The organism is Rhizobacter sp. P1_G5, from assembly GCF_056405435.1.
This window is the reverse complement of the sequence record NZ_JBFUCB010000680.1, coordinates 1-3,104: the sequence shown is the minus strand read 5'-3', so window position 1 is coordinate 3,104 and position 3,104 is coordinate 1. Positions and strand designations below refer to the sequence as shown.

Below are 3,104 nucleotides of genomic sequence, written 5' to 3'. Positions count from 1 at the left end.
GCTTTCCGCCCGTCGCCCGTTCACCGTTTCTCATGTCTGCGATCTCATGCTCCGTGTGGCGCATGAGGGTAGCGCATGCCTGAGCGCCAGAGCCCTGGTTTCCGCGAGGAGGCCAGCGCTCGCGCGTCGGCCTCCAACTCACATCACGCCAGCTTGAACGGCAGCTCGCGGATCGGCTTGCCCGTCAGCGAGGCCACCGCGTTCGCGAAGGCCGGCGCCAGCGGCGGCAGGCCCGGTTCACCCATGCCGGTCGGCGCGTCGCCGCTCGGCACGGTGTGCACCTCGATCTGCGGCATGTCGGTGATGCGCGGCACCACGAAATCGCCGAAGTTGCTCTGCTCGACCACGCCGTCCTTCAGCGTGATCGCCGCCCCCGGCAGGCACATCGACAAGCCCATCAGCGCGCCGCCCTGCACCTGCGCTTCCAGCGTCTTCGGGTTGATGACCAGGTTGCAGTGCACGCCGGCCGTCGCGCGGTGCAGCGTCGGCGTGCCGTCCTTCACCGAGGCCTCGACCACGTAGGCCACCACCGAGTTGAACGACTCGTGCACCGCCACGCCCCAGGCGCGGCCCGGCGCGAGCGTCTTCTTGCCGTAGCCCGAGCGATCGACCGCCAGCTGCAATGCCGCCTTGTGGCGCGGGTGCTCGTCGCCCATCAGCTTCATGCGGTAGGCCACCGGATCCTGCTTCGTGGTGCGGGCGATCTCGTCGACCAGCGTCTCCATCGCGAACGCGGTGTGCGTGGACCCCACGCTGCGCCACCACAGCACCGGCACGTTCTGCTTCGGGTGGTGCACCGTCAGGCGCATCGGCACCGCATACGGCTCCTTCATGCCCTCGACCGCGGTGCCGTCGATGCCGTCCTTCACCATCATCGGCTCGAACGGCGTGCCGCCGAGGATCGACTGGCCGACGATCACGTGGTCCCAGGCCAGCACGTTGCCCTGCGCATCGAAGCCGATCTTCGCGGTGTGCAGGTGCATCGGCCGGTAGTAGCCGCCCTTCACGTCGTCCTCGCGGCTCCACAGCGTGCGGATCGGCGCCTGGATGCCGGCCGCCTGCGCCGCCTTCACCACCGAGCATGCCTCGACGACGTAGTCGCTGCTCGCGATCGCGCGGCGCCCGAAGCCGCCGCCGGCCATCTGCACGTGCACCTGCACGTTCTGCGGCGGCACGCCCAGCACCTTCGAGGCCGCCAGGCCGTCGAGGCCAGGCATCTGCGAGCCCATCCACAGCTCGACCTTGCCGTCGGCCGCACGCACGGTGCAGTTCAGCGGCTCCATCGGCGCATGCGCGAGGTACGGGAACACGTACTCGGCGGTGATCTTGTGCGGCGCGGCGTCGAACTTCGAGACATCGGCGTCGTACTTGCGCGCGCCCGGCTTGGTGGCCAGCTCGCGGTACTGCACCAGCTGCGCCGCGGTGTCGACCTTCTCGACGCCGCTCGCATCCCACTCGAGCTTCAGCGCATCGCGACCCTGCTTGGCGGCCCAGTAGCCATCGGCGACCACGGCAACACCTTCACCGCCGCGGTCCACCGGGATGCGCAGCACGGCCTTCACGCCCTTGACGGCCTTGGCCGCGCTGTCGTCCACCGACTTCAGCTTCGCCGCGAACACCGGCGGGTGCGCGACCACCGCCGTCAGCATGCCGGGCAGGCGCACGTCGATGCCGTAGCCCTGCTTGCCGCTGGACTTGGCCTTCGCGTCGAGCCGGCCGGTCGCACGGCCGATCAGCTTGAAGGTCTTCGGATCCTTCAGCGTGACGGTCTCGGGCACCGGCTGCTTCATCGCGGCTTCGGCGAGTTCGCCATAGCCGAGCTTCTTGCCGCCCGGGCCGATCACCACGCCGTTCTGCGTGCGCAGCGTGGCCGCATCGACCTTCCAGCGCGCCGCGGCGGCGCTCACCAGCATCGCGCGGGTGCGCGCGCCGAGCTCGCGGTACTGCGTGTACGAGTGCGCGATCGAGCCGGAGCCGCCGGTGATGTGGATGCCGAACACCGGGTCGATGTAGGCCGGGTCGTTGCTGCCGTGCGCGCTCCTGACCTTGGACCAGTCGGCATCGAGCTCCTCGGCCAGGATCATCGGCAGCGCGGTCTGCACGCCCTGGCCGAAGTCGAGCCGGTTGATCGTGATGGTGGTGCTGCCGTCCTTGTCGATGTGGACGAAGGCCGAGGGTTGCTGCGTGGGCTTCAATCCGCCGGCCGGCTTGGCGGCGTCCTGCGCCATCGTGCCGAGCGGGAACGCGCCGAGCGCGAAGCCGCTGACGGCGGTCAGCTTCAGGAAGCTGCGGCGCGGCAGGCCTTCGGTGGCGACCGGGTCCTGCTGCGCGTCGAGCATGGCACGCAGGTGCTTCGGCAGCTCGAGGAGGGTGGGTTCGAAATGCATGGTGGGCTCCTTATGCCAGCGCGCGGGCGGCGTCGGTGATGGCAGCGCGGATGCGCGCATAGGTGCCACAGCGGCAGATGTTGCCGGCCATCGCCGAATCGATCTCGGCTTCGGTGGGCACCTTGCCGTGCGGCACGCTCTTCAGGAACGCGGTGGCCGACATGATCTGGCCGCTCTGGCAGTAGCCGCACTGCGCCACGTCGTGCTTGACCCAGGCCTCGTGGACGGCCTTGCCGACCTTGTCGGTGCCGGCGGTCACGGCCTCGATCGTCGTGATCTTCTGGCCGGCGGCGGCCGAGATCGGCGTCACGCACGAGCGGATCGCCTGGCCGTTCAGGTGCACGGTGCAGGCACCGCACAGCGCCTGGCCGCAGCCGAACTTGGTGCCGGTCATGCCGAGCGTGTCGCGCAGGGCCCAGAGGATGGGGGTGGAGGGATCGGCATCGACCTGGCGGTTCTGGCCGTTGATGTTGAGCGTGCTCATGGCTGGCTGGCTCCCTGGGGTGGTGAGGAGAGGGGAAGAGAGGGGGACAACTTCTTAGATGAACGAAAATTCACTTAAACGATAGCTCTCGGGCAAGGGCGCGTCAAGCGGCCGCAGTGTCTGCCCATTCGGATAGCCGAGCGGAAGTGCAGGGTTATCCGACCGGTGGAGCCTGGTGAACCGTTACCGCTTGATGCCGTCCCAGCACAGCCCGAAGGCCGTCGCGCGGGTGG

General features: G+C 69.0%; 2 protein-coding genes. Both read right to left on the bottom strand.

All coding sequences use genetic code 11. The annotated features are described in order from the left end of the window. Nucleotides 1-143 precede the first annotated feature (143 nt). Nucleotides 144-2,387 (bottom strand): xanthine dehydrogenase family protein molybdopterin-binding subunit, encoded by a 2,244-nt coding sequence (locus AC1D12_RS29360; protein WP_477844711.1) that lies wholly within the window; start codon nt 2,385-2,387, stop codon nt 144-146. A 10-nt stretch (nt 2,388-2,397) separates the two neighbouring features. Further along, nucleotides 2,398-2,871 carry a (2Fe-2S)-binding protein gene (locus tag AC1D12_RS29355; protein WP_477829530.1) on the bottom strand — a complete coding sequence of 158 codons (474 nt, stop codon included), beginning with the start codon at nt 2,869-2,871 and terminating at the stop codon, nt 2,398-2,400. Nucleotides 2,872-3,104: the final 233 nt, after the last annotated feature.

Excerpts from the sequence above, each read along its gene's own strand:
- AC1D12_RS29355 (WP_477829530.1), bottom strand. The coding sequence starts at position 2,871 with ATGAGCACGCTCAACATCAACGGCCAGAACCGCCAGGTCGATGCCGAT.
- AC1D12_RS29360 (WP_477844711.1), bottom strand. The coding sequence starts at position 2,387 with ATGCATTTCGAACCCACCCTCCTCGAGCTGCCGAAGCACCTGCGTGCC.